At 52.8% G+C, this 20,856-nt stretch carries 23 protein-coding genes, 3 tRNA genes and 1 pseudogene; 14 read left to right on the plus strand and 13 right to left on the minus strand.

What is annotated here, in order from left to right:
• The first annotated feature begins 21 nt into the window (after positions 1 to 21).
• On the plus strand, positions 22 to 1,566 hold the full coding sequence (locus tag C813_RS31680) for a methyl-accepting chemotaxis protein (RefSeq protein ID WP_025263563.1): 1,545 nt from the start codon (positions 22 to 24) through the stop codon (positions 1,564 to 1,566).
• A 347-nt stretch (positions 1,567 to 1,913) separates the two neighbouring features.
• On the opposite strand, the gene C813_RS31685 is transcribed toward C813_RS31680, so the two are convergent.
• Positions 1,914 to 1,989 (minus strand) — tRNA-Asn (locus C813_RS31685).
• Positions 1,990 to 2,319: 330 nt separating this feature from the next.
• On the opposite strand from C813_RS31685, the gene nac reads away from it, so the two are divergent.
• Positions 2,320 to 3,237, plus strand: a complete 918-nt coding sequence (gene nac, locus C813_RS31690; RefSeq protein ID WP_017458401.1) for a nitrogen assimilation transcriptional regulator NAC — start codon at positions 2,320 to 2,322, stop codon at positions 3,235 to 3,237.
• A 104-nt stretch (positions 3,238 to 3,341) separates the two neighbouring features.
• Positions 3,342 to 4,292, plus strand: coding sequence for an HTH-type transcriptional regulator Cbl (gene cbl, locus C813_RS31695; protein WP_017458400.1), 951 nt, complete (start codon positions 3,342 to 3,344; stop codon positions 4,290 to 4,292).
• Between the two features lie 45 nt (positions 4,293 to 4,337).
• Here cbl and shiA read toward each other — a convergent pair whose 3' ends face one another.
• Together shiA and C813_RS31705 are read right to left on the minus strand one after the other, a co-directional pair.
• Positions 4,338 to 5,663 carry a shikimate transporter gene (gene shiA / locus C813_RS31700; RefSeq protein WP_017458399.1) on the minus strand — a complete coding sequence of 442 codons (1,326 nt, stop codon included), beginning with the start codon at positions 5,661 to 5,663 and terminating at the stop codon, positions 4,338 to 4,340.
• 352 nt (positions 5,664 to 6,015) lie between these two features.
• A complete protein-coding gene (locus C813_RS31705) occupies positions 6,016 to 6,561 on the minus strand; it encodes a chorismate mutase (protein WP_017458398.1) in 546 nt (181 codons plus the stop codon).
• Positions 6,562 to 6,854: 293 nt separating this feature from the next.
• On the opposite strand from C813_RS31705, the gene C813_RS31710 reads away from it, so the two are divergent.
• Positions 6,855 to 7,367, plus strand: coding sequence for a GNAT family N-acetyltransferase (locus C813_RS31710; RefSeq protein WP_025263564.1), 513 nt, complete (start codon positions 6,855 to 6,857; stop codon positions 7,365 to 7,367).
• 59 nt (positions 7,368 to 7,426) lie between these two features.
• On the opposite strand, the gene C813_RS31715 is transcribed toward C813_RS31710, so the two are convergent.
• Positions 7,427 to 8,218 (minus strand): MBL fold metallo-hydrolase, encoded by a 792-nt coding sequence (locus tag C813_RS31715; protein ID WP_017458396.1) that lies wholly within the window; start codon positions 8,216 to 8,218, stop codon positions 7,427 to 7,429.
• A gap of 229 nt (positions 8,219 to 8,447) precedes the next feature.
• Positions 8,448 to 8,791 (minus strand): annotated as a pseudogene (locus C813_RS31720) (winged helix-turn-helix transcriptional regulator).
• Between the two features lie 90 nt (positions 8,792 to 8,881).
• Between C813_RS31720 and C813_RS31725 the strand changes: the two are divergent.
• Positions 8,882 to 9,208 carry a nuclear transport factor 2 family protein gene (locus C813_RS31725; protein ID WP_017458394.1) on the plus strand — a complete coding sequence of 109 codons (327 nt, stop codon included), beginning with the start codon at positions 8,882 to 8,884 and terminating at the stop codon, positions 9,206 to 9,208.
• Complete coding sequence (locus tag C813_RS31730; protein ID WP_017458393.1) at positions 9,208 to 9,987, plus strand: SDR family oxidoreductase; 780 nt, start codon at positions 9,208 to 9,210, stop codon at positions 9,985 to 9,987. Before C813_RS31725 ends, C813_RS31730 begins: the two co-directional genes overlap by 1 nt.
• Positions 9,988 to 10,178: 191 nt before the next feature.
• Here C813_RS31730 and C813_RS31735 read toward each other — a convergent pair.
• Positions 10,179 to 10,254 (minus strand) — tRNA-Asn (locus C813_RS31735).
• Between the two features lie 99 nt (positions 10,255 to 10,353).
• On the minus strand, positions 10,354 to 11,151 hold the full coding sequence (gene mtfA, locus C813_RS31740; protein ID WP_017458392.1) for a DgsA anti-repressor MtfA: 798 nt from the start codon (positions 11,149 to 11,151) through the stop codon (positions 10,354 to 10,356).
• A gap of 93 nt (positions 11,152 to 11,244) precedes the next feature.
• On the opposite strand from mtfA, the gene C813_RS31745 reads away from it, so the two are divergent.
• The 4 genes from C813_RS31745 (at position 11,245) to C813_RS31760 (ending at position 13,240) form a co-directional block, all read left to right on the plus strand.
• Positions 11,245 to 11,334, plus strand: a tRNA-Ser gene (locus C813_RS31745).
• Between the two features lie 397 nt (positions 11,335 to 11,731).
• Positions 11,732 to 11,998: a cell division protein DrpB gene (gene drpB / locus C813_RS31750; RefSeq protein WP_017458391.1), complete on the plus strand. Its 267-nt coding sequence runs from the start codon at positions 11,732 to 11,734 to the stop codon at positions 11,996 to 11,998.
• A 36-nt stretch (positions 11,999 to 12,034) separates the two neighbouring features.
• Positions 12,035 to 12,733, plus strand: a complete 699-nt coding sequence (locus C813_RS31755; RefSeq protein WP_017458390.1) for a phosphohydrolase — start codon at positions 12,035 to 12,037, stop codon at positions 12,731 to 12,733.
• Positions 12,734 to 12,745: 12 nt separating this feature from the next.
• On the plus strand, positions 12,746 to 13,240 hold the full coding sequence (locus C813_RS31760; protein WP_017458389.1) for a very short patch repair endonuclease: 495 nt from the start codon (positions 12,746 to 12,748) through the stop codon (positions 13,238 to 13,240).
• On the opposite strand, the gene yedA is transcribed toward C813_RS31760, so the two are convergent.
• A complete protein-coding gene (yedA, locus tag C813_RS31765; protein ID WP_017458388.1) occupies positions 13,215 to 14,126 on the minus strand; it encodes a drug/metabolite exporter YedA in 912 nt (303 codons plus the stop codon). The genes C813_RS31760 and yedA overlap by 26 nt on opposite strands.
• Before the next feature lie 176 nt (positions 14,127 to 14,302).
• Here yedA and C813_RS31770 point away from each other — a divergent pair, with 176 nt between their 5' ends.
• The 3 genes from C813_RS31770 to dgcQ all read left to right on the plus strand — a co-directional run bounded on the left by C813_RS31770 (position 14,303) and on the right by dgcQ (position 17,267).
• Positions 14,303 to 15,214, plus strand: coding sequence for a DUF808 domain-containing protein (locus tag C813_RS31770; protein ID WP_017458387.1), 912 nt, complete (start codon positions 14,303 to 14,305; stop codon positions 15,212 to 15,214).
• A gap of 79 nt (positions 15,215 to 15,293) precedes the next feature.
• Positions 15,294 to 15,476, plus strand: a complete 183-nt coding sequence (locus C813_RS31775; RefSeq protein WP_017458386.1) for a YodC family protein — start codon at positions 15,294 to 15,296, stop codon at positions 15,474 to 15,476.
• Positions 15,477 to 15,569: 93 nt separating this feature from the next.
• Positions 15,570 to 17,267, plus strand: a complete 1,698-nt coding sequence (gene dgcQ, locus C813_RS31780; protein WP_017458385.1) for a cellulose biosynthesis regulator diguanylate cyclase DgcQ — start codon at positions 15,570 to 15,572, stop codon at positions 17,265 to 17,267.
• Here dgcQ and C813_RS31785 read toward each other — a convergent pair.
• Positions 17,231 to 18,061: a mannosyl-3-phosphoglycerate phosphatase-related protein gene (locus C813_RS31785; protein WP_017458384.1), complete on the minus strand. Its 831-nt coding sequence runs from the start codon at positions 18,059 to 18,061 to the stop codon at positions 17,231 to 17,233. The two genes, dgcQ and C813_RS31785, sit on opposite strands and share 37 nt — an antisense overlap.
• 222 nt (positions 18,062 to 18,283) lie before the next feature.
• Entirely contained in the window at positions 18,284 to 18,514 is a 231-nt protein-coding gene (gene yodD, locus C813_RS31790; protein ID WP_017458383.1) for a YodD family peroxide/acid resistance protein, read from the minus strand.
• A 127-nt stretch (positions 18,515 to 18,641) separates the two neighbouring features.
• Here yodD and dsrB point away from each other — a divergent pair, with 127 nt between their 5' ends.
• A complete protein-coding gene (gene dsrB, locus C813_RS31795; RefSeq protein ID WP_017458382.1) occupies positions 18,642 to 18,830 on the plus strand; it encodes a protein DsrB in 189 nt (62 codons plus the stop codon).
• A 42-nt stretch (positions 18,831 to 18,872) separates the two neighbouring features.
• On the opposite strand, the gene rcsA is transcribed toward dsrB, so the two are convergent.
• From rcsA to fliQ, 3 genes are all read right to left on the minus strand, one after another.
• A complete protein-coding gene (rcsA, locus tag C813_RS31800; protein WP_017458381.1) occupies positions 18,873 to 19,496 on the minus strand; it encodes a transcriptional regulator RcsA in 624 nt (207 codons plus the stop codon).
• 277 nt (positions 19,497 to 19,773) lie between these two features.
• Entirely contained in the window at positions 19,774 to 20,571 is a 798-nt protein-coding gene (gene fliR / locus C813_RS31805; RefSeq protein WP_017458380.1) for a flagellar biosynthetic protein FliR, read from the minus strand.
• A gap of 8 nt (positions 20,572 to 20,579) precedes the next feature.
• Entirely contained in the window at positions 20,580 to 20,849 is a 270-nt protein-coding gene (gene fliQ / locus C813_RS31810) for a flagellar biosynthesis protein FliQ (RefSeq protein WP_017458379.1), read from the minus strand.
• Positions 20,850 to 20,856 lie beyond the last annotated feature (7 nt).

The following is a 20,856-nucleotide window of genomic DNA, read 5'->3' on the forward strand; positions in this document are numbered from 1 at the left end:
ACAACAATAGGTACTCATGCCATGAAACTATCCCTCGCGCAAAAACTTTGGCTCCCTCTCATCGTGGCACTGGTGTGCCTTGCCGGGACACTGCTCTACAGCTCTTTTACGGTCAAAGAAGACCAACTGGCACTGCGGAAAAACGAGTTGCAACATGTTTCGCAACTGGCACTCAGTATCGTCAAAACACAGGCCGCGCTGGTTGATAAAGGGGCGCTCACGCAACAGGAAGCGCAGCAGCGAGCAACCCAGTTAATTAAGGATTTACGCTATGGGGAAACGGGATACTTCACCATTCTGAATACCCAGGCCGAAGTGATTATGCATCCGATCAACGCCAAGCTGATTGGTCAGGGACCAAAGGTTGCGGATGCCAATGGTGCCTACATCTTCAAAGATATGGTTGCGGTTACCCGTGATAATCAGGCCGGATTTACCGCTTACGTTTTCCCCCGTCCCGGTGAGACAGAAGCTCAGCCGAAAATCGCTTACAGCATTCCGTGGACGCCCTGGGGCTGGATCATCACCACCGGTCTTTATGTGGATGATATCAATGCCGCATTTCGGGTTTCTCTTTATCAGAACCTGATTGAGTTTGTGGCTATCAGTATTTTGTTGTCGGTGATCGTCTATCTCATCAACCGGGGAACGTTGCTGGCGCTCGGGGGCGAACCTCGTTATGCCGTTGATGTCGCCGCGCGGATTGCCGCCGGGGATCTTTCGCAGACGGTGGATAAAAAAGCCGGAGATAACTCAAGCCTGATCCACGAAATGGGTGTGATGCGTGAGCAACTGACCGCCGTGATTAAAGATATCCGTGAAGGGGCGGAGATAATTAACACCAGCACTCATGATATTGTTGCAGGAAATCAACAGGTTGCCTCCCATTCTGAGCAGCAGGCGATATCACTGGAACGCACCTCGTCCAGCATGGAACAGATCACCGCCGCCGTGAAACAAAACGCGGAGAATGCCGGGCAGGCTCGTCATCTGGCGAGTGAAGCCGTGGATATCGCCTCGCGCGGCGGTGTGGTAATGCAGAGCATGAATGAAACCATGAACGGTATCTCCGAAAGCGCCGGGAAAATCGCGAGCATTATTGAGGTGGTCAATGGCATCGCGTTTCAGACCAATATTCTGGCGCTGAATGCGGCAGTTGAAGCAGCCAGAGCCGGTGAGCAGGGCAGAGGCTTCGCGGTGGTTGCCGGTGAAGTGCGCAGCTTGTCGTTGCGCAGTTCGCAGGCGGCGCAGGAAATTAAAGGGCTGGTGGAAGAGTCCGTCACTCGGGTTAACAACGGCTCGTCGCAAATCAAAATTGCCGGCAGCAGTATCGACGAGATGATTGTAGCGGTGCGGCGCGTGTCGGACATCATGTCGGAAATCTCCGTCGCGACCGACGAGCAGAGTAAAGGCATCAGCCTTGTTAACGAAGCGATTGTACAAATTGATGCGGTCACTCAGCAGAACACCGCTCTGGTTCAACATGCGGTATCGGCGGCCAGTGCGCTGGAAGAGCAAACCCGTCGGCTGACACAGACTGTGGCCTTTTTTAATACCGGTAGATAATAATCGCCGCATTTCTCTAACGGGCCTGCACAGGCAGGCCCGTTAATCTTTATCTCGACCAGCCTCGTCATGGCAGGCAAACCCGCACACGCAATACGGCACTTAATATTCTCTTTTACTGCGGCGAACCGCGTTTATTCCTGTACCGGCAAGCGTAATTCCTGAGCGCAGCAATGCGGCTGGTCAGGAATACCTCAAAAAACGAGAGGGTTGAAAATCGCGGCTGGTGCCAGGCGAGCAAACGCTTATCTGTCGAAGCAACCTTCTGTCTGAATGAAAGGTGAGTGGTTTTGCGTACTGTCAGTAGAAAAACAAAAAGCCTGCTTAAAAGCAGGCTTTTTTAAATCTGGCTCCTCTGACTGGACTCGAACCAGTGACATACGGATTAACAGTCCGCCGTTCTACCGACTGAACTACAGAGGAATCGTGTGAACGGGGCGAATATTAGCGATGCCCCAGGCCCTTGTCAAAGCCTGGATCGTTCTGTGGCGATCGTTTGCTGACTATTTCAGCAATCTGCTGTCGCGATAAGCACTTAAACGCGCATTTGCACCAAAATTGTGCAATAAGTCTTTCGTGGGGCATCATACAAACCACTGTTTCAGTAATAATTCCCCCGGTTGTAATTAGAATCTCTTATTATCCAGCCTGTTAGCGCCTTTCATTTTGCCTAACTAAAACTGGCAAGCATATTGCAACTCTCCTGACAACATCACATCCGGCGTTGGCACTGGTATCCGTACAGGAGGCAAAATGAACTTAAGACGACTGAAATACTTCGTAAAAATCGTCGATATTGGAAGCCTGACTCAGGCAGCCGAAGTATTACATATTGCGCAGCCCGCGCTGAGCCAGCAGGTTGCCACTCTGGAAGGCGAGCTGGATCAGCAATTACTTATTCGCACCAAACGCGGCGTGACGCCGACAGAAGCGGGCAAAATCCTCTACACCCATGCACGGACGATTTTGCGCCAGTGCGAACAGGCGCAACTGGCGGTAAACAATGTCGGTCAATGCCTGCGGGGACAAGTCTCCATTGGCCTGGCGCCGGGCACTGCCGCGTCTTCCGTCACCATGCCGTTGTTGCAGGCGGTACGTAACGAGTTGCCGGAAGTCATGGTCTATCTGCATGAAAATAGCGGCACAACGCTGAACGATAAATTGCTCAGCGGTCAACTGGATATGGCAGTGCTGTATGAACGCGCGCCTGGCGCGGGGATTAACAGCCTGCCGCTGTTAAAAGAGGATTTGTATCTGGTGGGCACGCGTGACTGCCCAGGCCAGAGCGTCGATCTGACAGCGGTTGCCGATATGAATCTTTTCCTGCCGCGCGATTACAGCGCCGTCCGTTTGCGTGTTGATGAAGCGTTTTCGCTGCGTCGGTTGACCGCGAAAATCATTGGCGAAATTGAGTCGATCGCCACGCTGACGGCGGCGATTGCCAGCGGAATGGGCGTGACGGTGCTGCCGGAGTCTGCCGCGCGTTCGCTGTGCGCCGCGACGAACGGCTGGATGGCGCGTATCACCACGCCTTCGATGAACTTGCCATTGTCATTGAACGTTTCCGCGCGCGGCACACTCTCGCCGCAGGCGCAAGCGGTGAAAGATATTTTAATGTCGTTAGTCAGCCGCCCGGCGATGGAAAGCCATGAGTTGCAGCTGGTGAGTTAAGCATTATTCCTTAATGGAATAAGATGCTGGTTTTTATTATTTGTTCTGCCTGGCCGCAGACTTTAACAATATCGTCATGTCTGACAGGCCAGGAGCAGCAAAGGGTGAATTTCCAGCAACTCAAAATTATCCGCGAGGCGGCGCGGCGGGATTACAACCTGACCGAAGTCGCCAACATGCTTTACACGTCACAATCCGGCGTGAGCCGCCATATTCGTGAGCTTGAAGAAGAGCTGGGGATTGAGATTTTTATCCGTCGCGGCAAACGTTTGTTGGGCATGACGGAACCCGGTAAAGCGCTGCTGGTGATTGCCGAGCGCATTCTTAACGAAGCGAGCAATGTGCGCAGGCTCGCCGATCTCTTTACCAATGACACCTCTGGCGTGCTGACCATTGCCACGACGCATACCCAGGCGCGCTACAGCTTGCCCTCGGTGATAAAAGCGTTTCGCGCACTGTTCCCGGAAGTGCGGCTGGAGTTGATTCAGGGCACCCCGCAAGAGATTGAATCTCTGTTGCATGACGGTGGCGCAGACATCGGCATTGCCAGCGAACGCTTAAGCAATGACAGCTCACTCGTGGCGTTTCCCTGGTTTCGCTGGCATCACAGTTTGCTGGTGCCCGCCGATCACCCGCTGGCACAATCCTCACCGCTAACACTCGAAGATATCAGTCGCTGGCCGCTTATCACTTATCGGCAGGGGATCACCGGGCGTTCGCGTATTGATGAAGCGTTTGGTCGCAAAGGGTTAATCCCGGATGTGGTGTTGAGCGCGCAGGATTCCGATGTTATCAAAACCTATGTCGAGCTGGGGCTGGGTGTCGGGCTGGTGGCGGAGCAATCGAGCGGCGAAAACGAAGAGGGCAAACTGGTGCGGCTGGATACGCAACACCTGTTTGATGCCAATACCGTCTGGTTAGGGTTAAAACGCGGCCAGTTACAGCGAAATTATGTCTGGCGTTTTATTGAGCTGTGTAACGCCGGGTTGTCGGTAGAAGATATCAAACGTCAGGTGATGGAGCCGGATGAAGCGGCGATCGATTACCAGATTTAACGCTGGTCATGAGCAACAAAGCCCCCGCATGCGGAGGCTTTGTTTTTATTGATGCGCGTGCGGTGGTGTTTTCATCAGCATCGCTGTCAGGGCGGAGAGCAAACAGCCTGCCAGTAGATAAATGGCGACGGCATGCCACTCGCCGCCGGAAAAGTTCAGCAGTGCGGCGGCAATAAAGGGCGTAAAACCGCCGCCGACCACGCTGGCGACCTGGTAACCGACGCCCGCGCCGCTGTAGCGATAACCCGCGCCGAACATTTCGGTGAACATCGGCTGCTGTACGCAAACCACCATATCGTGAGCGATATTGGCCAGCAGTAACGAGAAGATTACTACCCCGAGAATGGAGCGCGCTTCCAGTGCCATAAAGAACGGGAACGCGCTCAACGCGCCGAGCAATGCGCCGGTGATGTAGATGCGCCGCCGTCCATAACGATCCGCCATCCAGGCGAATAACGGAATGGTCAGGCAACTTATCCCGCCGACCAGCAAGCCGATATTGAGAAACAGCTCACGCGGTAAACCCAGATTTTGTGTCGAGTAGTTCAGCGCAAAGGCGGTGACGATATACATGGTCAGCAGTTCGCACAGGCGCAGGGCGATTATTTTCAAAAACGCGCCCGGATGGCGAAACAGCGCTTCAAATACTGGCGGGCGTTTTTTTATCTGCGCCGGCTGTTGCGTCTGCACTCGTTCAAACTCGGCGGACTCTGCCATGCCGTTACGCACCCATAGCGCACCGAGCACCAGTACAATGCTGAACAAGAAAGGCAGACGCCAGCCCCAGCTCAGAAACTGTTCGTTGGTAGTCAGGCTGCTGATAAGGGACACAAGACCTGTGGAGAGCAACAACCCGACGCCATACCCGACCTGAACGCCGCTACTGTAGAAGGCTTTTTTCCCGGAGGGGGCGCTTTCGACCGCCAGCAGCGCCGCGCCGCCCCATTCGCCACCAACGGCGAAACCCTGGATGGCGCGCAGGATGACCAATAATGCCGGTGCCCACCAGCCAATGGTGGCAAAAGAGGGGAGAATGCCAATACAGGCTGTGGCGATGCCCATCATCCAGACCGTCATCATCAGCATTCGCTTGCGACCGAGACGATCGCCGAAATGACCAAAAACAATACCGCCGAGCGGGCGGAATAAAAATCCAACACCAAAGGTGGCGAAAGCGGCGAGCGTGCCCATTGCCGGGTCTATCTGCGGAAAAAACTCGCTGTTAAACACCAGCGCAGCGGTGATGCCATACAGTAAAAAATCAAACCAGTCGACTACTGCGCCGGCGAAGCTGCCCCAGGCCGCTCGGCGGGCGCGATTGAGTGGCGGTGCCTCTTCATCGGGGCGGGTTGTGATGAGCGTGGAGTCCATAGTTGTTCTGTCCGTTCCTCAAAAATGCAAAATTTTCTAGTTTTAATAGGGAGAAAAGGTTACTCACATCGTACACAGCCAAAAAAAGCCGTTATTGAGACTACAGCGACAGCGGACAGGTGAAAACTCTTTTGCAGAGCGGGCGGCATGAAAGGGGGAATTTAACTCAGGGGGCGTTAATGCGCAGAAGATTATTCGGTTGTTGTATGATTTGAGTGCGTGGCATTCGGTCGGCCGATGTTAAACCGCAGGCTCCGTCTACAAAGCGTTATCTTCCTGGCAGATGCCCGACCTGTCATGCGCACTGGCAGGTCGGGCATTTGTGTTTTTTCATCGCGAACGGCATTTGCGACTAACGTGCACGATGAATAAGGCGTAAGGCGGCAAGGAGGTTATTTTTATCCGCTTCGCTAAGATTCGGAGCCATAATTTGTGCCGACAGCCATGCGGTGTCTGCTTCAGTGAAAGGACCGGTAAGCAACCGCTGGCTGATGGCGGTGAGCAACTGGCTATCCAGTTGATTTATCTGTTGCCGGGTTGCGTCCAGACTTCTGACAGTGCTGTTGGCATCCGGTGTGGCTAACCAGTCGGCCAGATAGCGATACTGAACGGCTTTGCTGGCATTCATCAACGCGCGGAAAAAAGGCTCCACGGAGCGGGGATCCAGACCCGCGTCCTGGGCATTTTTCACCGCTTCTGCCAGTACTTTTTGCTCCCGCTCAAGATCTTCTACGGGGGAATGGTGCTGTGCCTTATAACTGGCGACGTCTTTCATTATCAGCATGCGTTCATTGAGCGCAGATGAAAGTGTGCTAAGCGACACCGATGCGACGGAACCTGCAAAAACATTGCCGCACATGAACAGTGATGAAAGGAAAACAACCGCAGACTGGAACATCAACTTACCCTCCTGTCAAAACCCAAAAAAAAGCCGTTCTCGGGGAAGAACGGCGAATCGACCATCACGGCTAAAATCACTAACACGATTCATATTCTATTAGTTACGTTAATGAATTATTTCCTGACGGTCGTTTTATGTAAGTAAATGAAACGATGTAAATAAGGTACAAAGAATGGGGGGCAGCATGAAAATTGTGCTGATGCATTCGGGATGTACAATATGAGGCGCGGGAACGCCTGAAGCTATCGTGTCGATCAGGCTTAACGCTTGTTACCATTGGGAACATTCAGATGACAGATATCATAATCAGACTAGCTCGAAGCGAGCACCTGGCAGCGTTAAGAGCCATTGAACTTGCCTCGTTTGAAACGCTGCGCGAGGCGGGCGCGGTAAGCGGATCTCCTGTCGCTAGCAGCCTGGAAGATTTGCGCGAGCTATGCAGGAAAGGGATGTTACTCGTTGCTTTCGCGCCGGACGATATTCCCGTCGGGTTTGCCGGCGCCGTGATCACGGAAAACTGGCTGCACATTGCCGAAGCGGATGTTCACCCGAATTGGCAGCGGCAGGGCATTGGCCGACGCCTGATGCAAGCGCTTTTGTCGGCAGGCAAAGCGCGTGGTTTAAACGGCGCCTCGTTGACGACCGATCGTGATGCGCCCTTCAACGCGCCGTTTTACGCTTCGCTGGGTTTTGCCATCGTTGAAGGCAGCGCCATTTCACCCCGGCTAAAAGCGGTGCTTGCCGAGGAAACCCTCGCCGGGTTGGATCCAAAACGCCGGGTTGCCATGCAATTATTGTATTGAAATCAATGGGCGCAGTGCTTTATCCGCAAGCGTGTGCGGACGAATAGATAAACCATTGCTTAGCGCAGGCAGGCGATATATTTCTCACCTGAACGGCGCACAATTTCCGCAGCATGTTGCACGATCTCCCGCCCTTCAAACGCGCCGTAGAGTTTCGCGAATTTCACCGTATCCAGCCGGCGTGTCATTTCACGAACCGTCTCTGCCGGCAGCGGCAGCATATTCGGGTAGCTCCACATAAAGGAGACGGCATTTGCGCCCGGCGCGACCTGAACGATGTCGCCGGACAGCAGCATACCTTCATCACGCGCCCAGTGGAGAACGCAGCCACCGGCAAAATGGCCGCCAAGTCGCATGATGCTCACGTCTGAGGTCAGCTGCAGAGTGTCGCCGTCCCAGAGAGTAATGTGCGGGCTGTCGCGCATGATCCACTCGCGATCGCATTCATGCAGATAAATCGGCGCGTCAAACGCGGCGGCCCAGTCTTGCATGGTGGTGTAGAAATGGGGATGCGAAATAGCGATAGCCTTGAGCCCGCCCAGAGAGGCGATCAGCGTTTTTGTGGCGTCGTCGAGCGTGGCGATGCAGTCCCACAAAATATTGCCCTGCGCTGTTCTCAGCAGAAAAGCGCGCTGCGCAATCGCGAAGTCAGGCACGGTTTTGATGCTAAAGAGATCGCTCTCATGTTGTTGCCATTTATTGACATGCGAGGCCAGAAGGGCAGGGAACTCAACCCACTTCTGCCCAGTTACCGGCACGAACTGGCGCTCATCTTCGCAGATAGTGCACCGGTGTGGGTGAGTGTCGGTGATTTCATACGAGGTGCCGCACGCGTTGCATAAGGTGATCATTGTCGTCCTCTCTGTTGCGGTTACGTCAGTGATAAAGGGGGTTTTGCAGAGAATGGCTTCTTTTTGCCGGACGATGCCCGCGCCATTATTTGAATAACAACATCTTTAGCATGGCACATTGTGGCCGCGGTATGTGCTGGACAGTGCGGGCGCAACAGAGGAAAGCGCGATGAACGACTGAACGGTTAAGCGCGCAGCATCAGAACAAAGGAAAAGGTCAGCGCGGGATTTAAGGCGCGTTCGGTGAGAAGGTGTCGCGTTTTTCAGCCCATTTCAGCATCGCATCCAGCGCCGGGCACAGGGCTTGCCCCCACTCCGTAAGCCGGTATTCCACCTTCGGCGGGATCTGCGGATAGACCTTGCGCGACACAATGCCATCCGCTTCGAGCTGCCGCAGTTGCTGGCTCAACATCTTTTGCGAAATGCCCGGAATAAGTCTGCTGAAATCGGAGTAGCGCTGCACTTTTCCATCAAATAAATGAAACAGGATGACCAGCTTCCAGCGGCCTTCCAGTAATCGCAGCACCTGTTCGACGCCAAGCGCGGCGGTATCGGGGTATAAATCTTACTCATAAGCCTGTTACTAACTTTTTTGTGCGTTCTTGATGATTTGACACTATATGGTGAAAATGAGAGCACCGCAAACCGAAGGAGCCTCTCACCATGTCTTTATCATTACCCGACGCAGTTGCTACCTACTTCGCCATCAGTAATGGCGCAGATATCGCCAACGTTAATCACTGCTTTACGCCTGATGCCGTTGTAATCGATGAAAGTAAGACGTATCGCGGCCTTGAAGCCATCCAGGCCTGGCAACGCGATGCGCAGAATGCGTTTGAATACACCGTTGAGCCGATCCGGGTGGCTGATGACGGAACGCGGCTAACGGTAACCTCACATGTGGCGGGCAATTTTCCCGGCAGCCCGGTGCAGCTTAGCCATGCGTTCACCTTACTGGACGGGAAGATTGCCGCACTGGAGATCGTGTAATGAGCATGAATCTGAACTTACAAGGAAAACGCGTTCTGGTCACGGCGGGCACCAAAGGCGTTGGGAAGGCGGTTGTTGGTCTGTTTCATGACGAGGGTGCGAAAGTGTTAACCACCGCGCGGATCCAGCCTGATGAATCGTTAGCGGATCACTTTGTGGCGGCCGATCTGACAACGGTTGACGGTTGTCATCGTGTCGCGCAGGCAGTGCAGAGCCACTTTGGCGGCGTTGACATCATTGTTCACGTTGTTGGTGGCTCGACAGCGCCCGGTGGCGGTTTTGCAGCGTTAGGCGAAGAGGAGTGGCAACAGGAACTGAACCTTAATCTGCTGCCTGCGGTCCGCCTCGACAGAGCGCTTTTACCCGGCATGCTCGCGCAGGGTGCGGGGGTCATTATTCATGTCACCTCTATCCAGCGCGAACTGCCGTTGCCGGAATCGACAACCGCCTATGCCGCAGCTAAGGCTGCACTCTCTACCTACAGTAAAAGCCTGTCGAAAGAGGTATCACCAAAAGGGATCCGCGTGCTGCGTGTCGCACCCGGCTGGATTGAAACTGAAGCCTCTGTCGCGCTGGCCGAACGGCTCGCGCACCAGGCGGGAACGGATTACGAAGGCGGAAAGAAAATCATCATGGATTCGCTCGGCGGCATCCCGCTGGGGCGCCCGTCAAAACCTGTGGAAGTGGCCAGTCTCATTGTGTTCCTCGCTTCATCCTGTGCGGCGGCGATCACGGGAACGGAATATGTTATTGATGGCGGCACGGTGCCAACGGTGTAATCGCGACGGTCACTGCGCGTGACATCAACGCAGCGGAATGGTGTACGTTGGTGGCTGTTTATTCTCTCTCGCGAGCTGGAATGTGCGTAAATCGGGCGCGGAAAAAAGAACGAACGGCTAAAGGGAAGGCGGCAGCAAGTTGTCAGGCCAGAAAAGCAAAAAGCCTGCTTAAAAGCAGGCTTTTCTGAATTTGGCTCCTCTGACTGGACTCGAACCAGTGACATACGGATTAACAGTCCGCCGTTCTACCGACTGAACTACAGAGGAATCGTGTGAACGGGGCGCATACTACTGGCCCCGCACTTGAGTGTCAACACTAAATTTAACACACTGATTCAACTGGCGAATTAAAACACAGGCGACGTTTTAATGTACCTGTCGGGTACTGTCGTTATCGCAGCCTGCCTGCCCGCGCAAACGGCTTAGCGGATCCTGTCCATAGAAATGGCAGAAGCGCTGCCACAGCGCCGGGAAGCGGGGAGCGAACAGCTCTGGCGCGCTAAAGAAATACTCTGACAGCACGGCGAAACACTCTGCCGGATCGGTTGCCGCGTAGGCGTCGATGCTGGCCGCGCTTTCGCCAACCAGATCGATCTCATCCTGAATGTTGTCCATCGCGGCACGCAGATCATGTTCCCAGCCTGCCACTTCACGCAGCGGAATCAGCGGAATGCCGCTGGCGCGATCGCCGTTGCGCGTATCCAGTTTATGCGCCACTTCATGAATAATGAGATTGAAGCCGGAAGCGTCGAACGAATCCTGAATATCCAGCCAGTTCAGTATGATGGGCCCTTGTTGCCAGCTCTGCCCGGACTGAACCACGCGTTGATTGTGCACCAGACCAATGTCGTCTTCCCACTCGTCATCGACAACAAACGGCGCCGGGTAGATCAGCACTTCGTGGAAGCCATCGAGCCATTCAAGGCCAAGCTCCAGCACTGGCAGGCAAAACAGTAAGCCGATACGCGCGCTTTTCAGCGCATCCAGATCGAATCCTTGCAACGGAACCAGGCGTTTTTGCTGCAAAAAGCGGTCAGCCAGATGAACAAGTTTCTCCTGTTCCTCCGGCGACAAATTTGCTAACACAGGGGCATTTAACGCTTCTTCCCAGGGGTATTCTGCGCCTTCGGCAGATTCCCTTGTCTTCCAGGGCCACTTAATCATCGTTTTGCTCGCAAACTCGCCACTTGAACCAAATTAACGGGACAGGGTCTGTTAAAATGCCAAATTACCTGGCATCATGGCAACCATCTGAACGGAGAGATGCCGGAGCGGCTGAACGGGACGGTCTCGAAAACCGTAGTTGGGGCAACTCAACCGGGGGTTCAAATCCCCCTCTCTCCGCCATTATTCAAACAGTTACGCGCTTCGCTTTCAACGACTCCCGTCACAGTTGTTTTTTCACTCTTGCATTTGCACATTTTATAACCTTTTCTTAACATAATTGATAGAAATGATTGCCGCTTTTATCATTAATTTTTGGAGCGTTTCCGCGCGGTCTGAAAATGTCACTTTAAGTGCACTAATTACACTTTTTCTTATTAATTTTTATCCCGTTACGTCTGTTTGTCATTTACACATGGCACACTCATTCGCGGTCTGCGACCGTTGCGGGTGAGGGGACTCATCAGTCTCGCTGATATATCTTTAAAATTCATCAACTGACGATATGATGAGAGAGTTGTCACATTTATGTCGGGACAATTTCATTTCTTTCATCCCTTAACCCATGCGGAAAACCATTATGGACGATAAAGCGGTTCGCAGCCTCGGTGGCAAACTGGCACTCTGGGTGTTCTGGATTTTCTGCGTCTATTTTATCTGGACTGTGCTAAACGATATCTGGCCAGTCAGCCAGACAAATTTGCCAGCCGGGTTTACTACTGGCACGGTGGGAACCGCGACCGGGAACTGGCTGAACTCGTTTTTTGGCATGCTGGTTTTAGCCGTCGTGGGTGCGATACTGGGTGCTATTGCCTGGTACACCCGTCCGCAGGATCCAGATGCCTGAAACAGCAGGTAGGGGCTTTCATTAACGGGAACAAGAATGAATGTAATCGACTGGCAGCACCGTTTTGACCAATGGATTTCTCAGCATTTTAACCACGGCGACGCCGCGCATGACGTCTCACACTTTCGCCGGGTCTGGAAAACAGCACAAACGCTAATGCAAGGCCAACAGGTTGATGCGCTGGTGGTGCTCACCGCCTGTTATTTCCATGACATCGTGAGTTTTGCCAAAAATCACCCGCAGCGTCACCAGTCTTCAGTCATGGCGGCAGAAAAAACGGCGGCTATTCTCGAAAGCGAGTTTCCTGATTTCCCGCAAAACGCCGTGGCTGGCGTGCGCCATGCCATTGAAGCGCACAGCTTCAGCGCCGACATTGCGCCGCAAACGCTGGAGGCGAAAATTGTTCAGGATGCCGATCGGCTGGAATCGCTTGGAGCGATTGGCCTGGCGCGCGTCTTTGCCGTTTCCGGCTCGATGGGCGCAGCCTTATTCGATGGCGAAGATCCATTTGCCGCCGAACGTGAACTGGATGATAAAGCCTTCGCCCTCGATCATTTTCGTTGCAAGCTGCTGAAATTACCCGCCACCATGCAGACTGAACAAGGGCGTAAATTCGCCGAACACAACGCGGATTTTTTGGTGCACTTTATGGCGAAACTCAGCGCCGAACTGCAAGGTGATCACCAGCGCGTTGATGAAGAGGTGCTGCGCCGCTTTAGTTTTCATCTGGCCTGACGGAGACGCGCGATGGCGGATGTGCATGATAAAGCAACGCGCAGTAAAAATATGCGCGCCATCGGCACAAAGGATACCGAGATTGAAAGGCGGCTTGCCGCGTGTCTTCTTTCACTGGAACTCGATTTTCGTGTCCAGGATGCTGCTTTGCCGGGGCGACCTGATTTTGTGCTCGACGATTATCGCTGCGTTATCTTTACCCACGGTTGCTTCTGGCATCACCACACCTGTTATCTTTTTAAAGTGCCTGCCACGCGCACGGATTTCTGGCTGGAGAAGATTGGCAAAAACGTTGAACGCGATGCGCGCGATACGTCGTCGTTGCTGGAACTGGGCTGGCGAGTGCTGGTGGTCTGGGAGTGTGCGCTGCGGGGGCGGTTAAAACTCGGCGATGCGGCGCTATGTGAACGGCTGGAGGAGTGGATCTGCGAAGGGCAACAGACTGCGCAGATCGACACTCAGGGGATTCATGCGATGGCGGTTACTTCTCTGCCTCGCAAGGCGTAGCTACCGGGCGCGCCGGAAGGAGATATTTACCCAACGTCACCAGCACCACCGCCATAATAATGATGCCCAACGCCAGCCATTCTACAGACGAGAGATGTTCCCCGCCAAAGCTCGTGCCGAGCAGCACGGCGACAACCGGATTGACATACGCATAGCTGGTGGCAACGGCAGGCGAGACGTTGCGGATCAGGTACATATAGGCGTTGATAGCGATAATGGAGCCAAATAGCGCCAGATAACCGACGGCGAAGAAACCGGACAGTGGCGGTACTGCGCTTAGGCGCTCACCGCTTAATGCCGAAGCTGCTAACAACACAATGCCTGCGGCCAGCATTTCGATTGCGCCCGCCATCATGCCGCTCGGCAGTTCAATGCGCGAGCCGTATACCGAGCCGAATGCCCAGCTTAGCGAACCGACCAGAATCAACACGGCGCCCCACGGATTACCGCTTAAGTTCCCGCCACTATTAAGCAAAACAATGCCTGCCAGACCAATGGCAATGCCAAACCACTCAAGTTTTCGCGTCTTAATGCCGAAAAAGTGACTGAAACACAAGGTAAATAGCGGAACGGTCGCCACAACAACAGCGGCAATTCCCGATGGCACATTTTGGTGTTCGGCGACGGTCACAAACCCATTGCCCACCGCCAGTAGCAGCACGCCAATCAGCGCGGCATTAAGCATCGGACGAAGTGGCGGCAATTTATGGCCGGTCAGTAATAAGACGCTGGTCAGAATGACGCCCGCAGATAAAAAGCGTGTACCGGCCAGCATAAACGGCGGCCAGCTTTCAACGCCTATGCGAATAACAAAGTACGTGGAACCCCAAATAATATAGAGCGCGAAAAGCGCGCCAATAAGCGGTAAAACTTGCCTGAAACGCATAACCCACCACGGCAAAAGATAAGAGGCTTATAGTAAACGTTAAAACTATCGGGCTGGCGAGTGGTTAATTGCGTAAGGAGTGTTAAATTTTTGTTGACTATAAGAGGTGATTTTCGTCCCGGACTTTTTCCATCATACTGATAAGCGTGACATCATAAATTCAAAAGGAAGATATTTTGGCAGGAAGTAGTTTATTAACATTACTCGATGATATTGCGACGTTGCTGGATGATATTTCAGTGATGGGCAAACTGGCGGCGAAAAAGACTGCTGGTGTGCTGGGCGACGATCTTTCGCTTAACGCGCAGCAGGTCACCGGCGTGCGCGCCAACCGCGAATTGCCGGTGGTGTGGAGCGTCGCGCGTGGATCATTGCTGAATAAGGTGATTCTCGTGCCGCTGGCGTTACTGATTAGCGCTTTTATCCCCTGGGCCATTACACCGCTGTTGATGCTTGGCGGCGCGTTTTTATGTTTTGAAGGTGTGGAGAAAGTGCTGCACACGTTTGAAGCGCGTAAACATAAAGAGAGCCCGGAAGCCCGCCAGCAGCGTCTGGAAGCGCTGGCGGCGCAAGATCCGCAGCAGTTCGAGAAAGATAAAATCAAAGGCGCGGTGCGTACCGATTTTATTCTCTCTGCCGAGATTGTCGCCATCACGCTTGGCATCGTTGCCGACGCGCCTTTGCTGAACCAGGTGCTGATCCTGTCGGGCATCGCGGTGCTGGTTACCATTGGTGTTTACGGGCTGGTGGGCATCATTGTTAAGCTCGATGATATGGGCTACTGGCTGGTAGAGAAACCGGGCGTGCTGGCACAGGGGCTGGGCAAAGGGTTGCTATTCACCGCGCCATGGCTCATGAAGATCCTGTCTGTTGTCGGTACGCTGGCAATGTTTCTTGTCGGTGGCGGGATTGTGGTTCACGGCATTGCGCCGTTACATCATGCTATCGAGCAATTCGCCGCAAACCAGCCTGCACTGTTGCAAGCGCTGGCACCGATGGTGGCCAACCTGGTGCTGGGCTTTGTGATTGGTGCCGTTGTGGTTGCGATGATGAAAGGTGTGGAACGTTTACGTGGCGGTGAAAAATAAAATCTCGCGGCAAGGATTACGCAAATTTAAGCAACTTCGTCTAAGGTGAAAAAGTTTCGCCCTGATACCGGAGGCAAGAATGGTCTTTTTGGTCAGCGATGAAGTGCAGAGTAAAAAGGGTGGTCCGCTCATGATTGTTACCGGTTATGCCAGCGGTATGGTTGAGTGCCGCTGGTATGACGGTTACGGCGTCAAACGGGAAGCCTTTCGTGAAGATGAGCTAATGCCTGGCAACAGGCGGCGGATCCACGAAGAAGCGTAACCACAAAAACGCCCGGCATTGCTGGGCGTTTTTATTGCCGGATTACGCGCGAGCGGGGCGGAAGAGCATTCACAGACATCTCAGGGAGCCCGTGTGCGGCAGAACCGTGTCGTAAAACAGCCCAGGTCGTTTAAACAACTGCAGCGCTATTTTGTTCCGGCTCAGGTGGTAAACCTTTGCTTTGTGATCGTGATGGTGTGTTCAACGCTACTGACGTGGCGTGAAGTTATTGTGCTGCAGGGGGCTTATGTCGCCAGCCAGCGTAGCGCGCTGGAAAACGTCAGTAATGCTCTGGATATGCAGATTCAGGTCGGCGTAGACCGGTTACTTTTTTTCCGAAATGGTATGCAGGCCGCGCTGCAAAAGCCGTTGGGATTTGAGGCACTAAATTCCGTGCAGGGCGAGTTTGATCGTAAACGCGCCTTACCGTACTGGCAGATTGGCCTGGATAACAGCCGGACGCTGCCTATTTACGGCGTTTCTGATTCTTTAGTTGAACAGAGTGGGCTGCTGCGTCGCGACGAGGAACGTTTACACGACGAACTCATGGCGGCGATGGAGCTTGGGTATCTGTTTCGACTCTCCTCTGAGGCCGCCATGTTGCCGCGTCAGGCTTATTATTTCTCACGCGCCGGTTTTTTCCTCTCCACACGCGCTGTGGATCGCGAGCAGGACATTATTTCTACCTACTACCGCTTATTAACGCGCCCATGGTTTAGCAGCCAACAGCAACAGGAAAATCGTGCGCGTGGCGTTCGCTGGTTCACGCTTTTAACCAACCCGGAAAATAACAGTTTTGTCGCCGCCAGCGTGCCGCTCGATTACCAGCATTACTGGTACGGCGTGCTGGTAATGAGCTTTCCTCTGAGTGCAATTAAGCCGTTACTGATTGATGAACAACTCCAGCAGGATGGTGGGGAATATCAGCTTTACGATAATCATTTCCGCCTGCTTATCAGTACGCAACCTCTGCAGAATGCCAGCGGCGAGTTTAATCAGGATGAGATCGCTAAGCTACAAGCCGACATGGCGCACGATACCGTCGGTGGCCTGCATCTGGGTACCCGTTATGTGAGCTGGCAAAAGCTTAAACATTTTGGTGGCGTCCTGCTGCGTGTTCACACTTTGCGTGAAGGCCTCTCCGGGGATTTCGGGCGTATCAGCATTGCGCTCTCGCTGCTGTGGGTGCTGTTTACCGGCATGCTGCTCTTTTCCTGGGTGGTGATCCGCAGAATGGTGACCAACTTGTATAGCATGCAACACACGCTGCAATGGCAGGCGTGGTTTGACCCGCTAACCCGCCTTTATAATCGGGGATCGTTCTTTGAGCAGGCGAAAGTGTTATCAGAAGAGGCACGGGCGCAGGAGCGCCCCTTCGCGATCATTCAGCTTGATATTGACCATTTTAAGGGCGTCAACGACCAGTTCGGTCATCAGGCCGGTGATTTGGTGTTATCCCACGCAGCCGGGCTTATCAGCAGTTCCATCCGAGAGCAGGATGTCGCCGGTCGCGTCGGTGGCGAAGAGTTCTGTGTTTTATTGCCGGACAGCACGCTTGAGCAGGCGGTACAGGTTGCCGAGCACATCCGTTCACGCATTGAAAGTAAAGAGATCCTGATCCACAAGCGTACGACGTTGCGCATTACTGTCTCGCTTGGCGTCAGCGCTGCGCAGGAAAGCGGCAATTACGATTTTGAGTACCTGCAATCCATTGCAGATAGCCGCTTATACCTGGCGAAAAACAGTGGCCGCAATCAAGTCTGTTCAGTCGATGTGATCCCAAACAGGTGATTGAGGCCTTCGCGCCAGCCCGCCGCGCCCTCTTGTTGCGTATGATAAACCCGTGGCGGGCTATCCTGACGCAGCCTTACCCCTTCACGATTAAGACCTTTTACCACCACGGCGTAGTCGACATTATCGAGTAGTGGCGCATCGTTTGGTCCATCGCCCAGCCCAACCGTAACCGCGCGTTTGCCCTGGTAATGGCGATATTGTCGGGTCAGCCAGTTTACGGCCTGATCTTTTCCGCCGCGCTCATCCAGCACATGCCAGAATCGTGCTCCCTGGACAACACGTAAACCCAGTTGCGCCAGCGCATCATCAAAGGCGTTCATGCACTCATCGCTGTCGCGCCAGATCAGCGTTTCAGAGGCTTCCTGCAACTTAGCGAGGTTAGCCTGCGCAGGCGTAAGCCCCGTTAACTCTGCCAGAACATGTTCATCCAGCTCTGTAAATGTGGTGAATTTCCAGCCATTGCTCAGGCGTAATTGGGTCAGCACGCGGGCGATTTCGGCATGGGGGGAACCGGTAATAATCCGTGGGTAGTCGTCGTGATCTTGCCAGTGTTCATCTAACTGAATCACCGCGCCGTTTTCGGCAATAAAGGGCAGGCCTTGCAGTTGCAAAAGATTTTGTATGGCGATCATTTCTGCCGCCGTTTTGCTGCTGCAAAGGATCACCGGTATTTGCCGCTGGCGCAGACGCGCAAGCCACTCAGCAGCAGGTTGCCATTCACCCGTATGGCTATCCAGCAATGTTCCTTCTATGTCAGTAAAGATTAGTAATGGGTCGTCCAGGCTCGGCATAGTGAACTCCTCTGGCAGTCTGTGTCGGGAGACTTTTGTCGCGCATTGTATGCAGTAGAATACAGTTGTATGTGCTAATTCATTGATTTATAGATATTTCTTGTCTTAAGTATGTTTTATCTATAGAGTTATTCTCACATCAGATTCCCTGGTGTACGAATTTTAAGTGCTTCTTGCGAGAGCAAGTTTGTCCCGGCCGTTTCGGCGGCCGGGATGTTTTCTTCAGCGATTCGCCTCCGTAATACTGAAGTCATGCACGTCCAGTTCAAATGCTTCCGCCAGTTCCCGCCAGGTATGATATTCCCGACCATCCACGCTCACGCGCTGGCCATCTTCGTCATCGACACGATGCACTTCGCTTTCGCTGATTTCGTTAATTGCAGCCAGCAGGGCATCGACATCGATATGCACGTCCCGCTTTGCGGTCTCGCTATACTCTTTGACTGTTTTCACGCCGTCACCTCCTTCATAAATGCAGTGTTAAGTATAGTCGGTAGAAAAAATCGCCAGCTAAACGCAGGCACGCTGTCAGGGCAACGGTTTTGTTCTACACTGGCGTAAATGCGAGAGGAGGGTACTTATGAAGGTTAACGATCGGGTTACGGTCAAAACGGACGGGGGTCCACGCCGTCCGGGAGTGGTATTGGCTGTCGAAGCGTTTAATGAAGGTACGATGTACCTGGTCTCACTGGAAGATTACCCGCTCGGGATTTGGTTCTTTAATGAAAAAGACCACCCGGACGGCGTATTTGTAGAACGTGCAGATTAATATTTCGCCCTCCGGCTGGAGGGTGAATTGATAAAAATAGCCTCAACGCATATTAACAAATATACCCGTGGTAACATTATCTGTTAGCCGCACTACATGATAGATAACCTGTTTATTATGCGTTTTAATTTTTCTTTTAATATTACCCTTATGTGATGATACTGTTTTCGCTTTAATATTCATCTGATCGGAGATTTGAATCGTATCCTGCCCGGACATCCACATTTTCAACATGCTGGACTCGGTACGACTTAGTGAAAGTGTTGGTAAGTTAATGGTCCCAACGCTTTTTTTCTCTTTGTTGAGACAATCTCCCAGAATATTATCCAGCGACTCAGGCTTGATTGATTTAGAACTAATCAATAAGTTTTTGCGAACCAAAAGATATTCGTCAAAGTGGATATTGGCGATAGCCATAAACACAATAAAAAGTGTACGGGGATGCTGATTAATGACTTGCTTTATATGTTGACTGCTGCTTGGGTCATGAATAAAGCAGTCCTCATTAATAAACACCACGGTTGGCTGAAGTGTGGCGCAAGCTGATTCGAGTTCATCAACTGTCTGGATGTCGTTGATATCTCGCTTTTTAACCCCCCGGCTTGTCAGATACCCTGTTAATCCCAACCGGGTATAACTGCATAAATCCATAATAATCGTTGACATGGCATACCCTCACTCAATGCGTAACGATAATTCACCACCCGCCAGAAGCTTCAGAAGCCATACAGGAAAAACTTATATTACTGAAGTACGACGCGAAACTTCAGGCGAACCCACTATCCCGTAAAGTTAGGTATAATTTGCCAGGAATCATCTTAAAGTAAAGTAAATGTTGCGTTCTGTGAGAAGGCTAAAAACAAATAAGCCGCGCCAGATATATGGTGGGGGATGTTTTTCAAATTTAACTTTAGGAATATCCTCAGAAAGGCATTACTAAAGGTCAGGGATTACTATTCTGTGGAAGTTCGCTAACAATATCAGCTAACAGATTGAAAATCTCACTGAATAATCGCTCACAATAAGGAGCGATTAACGGCATCATTGCCGCCATCAGTAAAATCCCAACGCTTAACGTAACGGGAAAACCAATCACGAACACCGACAATTGTGGTGCCATGCGGTTCAGTAAACCAAGGGAAAGGTTAATGGTCAGCAGCAATGTGATAACCGGTAACGCCAGCATTAATCCATTGAGGAAGATCATGCCTGCTGCCCGCGTGAGCGCCAGGTAGGCATTGCTGTTTACCGGGTTACCGCCAATCGGCAGGGTGTGGAAGGTGTCGACCAGCATCGAGATTAACCACAAATGCCCGTTAAACGTGAGGAACAACAGCAGTGCCAGCATGTCGAGGATGCGCGCCAGCACCGGCATGTTTAAGTGGCTGGTGGGGTCGACAAAGGTGGCGAAAGAGAGGCCCATTTGCAGGCCAATCAGCTCACCGGCGGTACGAATCGTCGCAAAGGCGAACTGCATCGTAAAACCGAGCGCAACGCCAATCAGGATCTGCTGCAGCGCCAGCCAAAGTGCCGCCGGGGCGAATACCGGAACATCCGGCGTTGGCGGCAGGGTTGGGGCGATAACAATAGTAATTACAATCCCCAGCCCCACTTTTATCCGGCGCGGAATACGCGATTCGCTGAGGATCGGCGCGGTCATAATTAACGCCATCACGCGCAGCAGCGGCCAGAAATACATACTGATCCAATGCAGCCACTGATCGCTGGTGACGTTCAACATAAGTCGGCTTACCCGATGATATAAGGAATGTTGTTGAACAGGGTGCGCATGTAATCAAGCAGTAAATTCAGCATCCACGGCCCGGCAACCACAATCGTGACAAACACGGCGATGATTTTCGGGATAAAGGAGAGCGTCATTTCGTTGATCTGCGTCGCCGCCTGCAAAATACTGATAACCAGGCCTGTGACCAGCGCAACCAGCAGCAGTGGGGCAGCGAGCGCGAGAGCGACTTTCATCGCCTCGGTGCCCATCATCATGACCGATTCTGGTGTCATGGCTTAC

Source organism: Kosakonia sacchari SP1, from assembly GCF_000300455.3.
In the GTDB taxonomy this organism is placed as follows: Bacteria; Pseudomonadota; Gammaproteobacteria; order Enterobacterales; family Enterobacteriaceae; genus Kosakonia; species Kosakonia sacchari.